The following is a 767-nucleotide window of genomic DNA, read 5'->3' as shown; positions in this document are numbered from 1 at the left end:
CGACTTTTTCTAAGTGCCCGATAACTTCAGCTGCGGCTCGGCCATATGGCGCAACAGCTGGGTTTGCGTATGCAATGCAGTCGAGCTCCCTTGGTGAGTCGAATTCGAATTTGGCGTTTTGCTCGTGCGTCACAAGAACCAATTGCCCAATCGCATAAGTAAACTCAGAATCGTCGACTACGAAAGATGGGGCAAGCGTTGTGCCTACTTCTCCTGCCGAAAGAAATATATCAAACGGAGCACCTCGTGAAATCTGGGAGGTGAGTTTGCCTGTTGATGCAGAAGAGATGCTTAATTTACTTTGGGTATATGCGTTAGACAGCTTTTCAAGCGTTGGTTTGAAGTTCGAAGCTACGGCGATGCGTACTTCCGAGCTAAACGAAACATCCGCAAAGAACGTGAAGAAAACAAGCAGAGTGTAATGTTTTATGCGCATAGAGTGTGTGAGTGCATATGATGACACTTGATTTTAAATTTAAACACTAGCGAATTAGAAGATCTTAGACCACAATTGCCGCGAATTTATTGATCACGAGAAATGTTGTGCGTATCGAATATTGTAAAGTTGAAGATTTGAATTTTGGAGATGATCTAAACGTATGGTTGTGGCCAAAGTTGATACCTGAATGTCTGGGAGTCAAAGATAAGACTGCATTGTTAGGTATTGGCACAATCTTAAATCAGCGCACTTTCGATACGAACCTAGCCGGTGTTGAAAAGGCGTTTATCTTTGGGTCAGGATGCGCAGGTGAGCAGCCGATTATTCC

1 protein-coding gene and 1 pseudogene are annotated in these 767 nt (G+C 43.9%); one reads left to right on the top strand and one right to left on the bottom strand.

The window, feature by feature from the left end; genetic code table 11:
- A partial coding sequence (modA, locus tag A3738_RS02795; RefSeq protein ID WP_068763335.1) for a molybdate ABC transporter substrate-binding protein occupies nucleotides 1-436 on the bottom strand: 436 nt, incomplete at its 3' end.
- A gap of 107 nt (nucleotides 437-543) precedes the next feature.
- Between modA and A3738_RS02790 the strand changes: the two are divergent.
- Nucleotides 544-767: pseudogene (locus A3738_RS02790) on the top strand (hypothetical protein); the annotation flags it as partial.

It is taken from the genome of Oleiphilus sp. HI0066 (assembly GCF_001635725.1).
The sequence above is the reverse complement of the archived record's forward strand: the minus strand, read 5'-3'. Positions and strand labels throughout refer to the sequence as shown.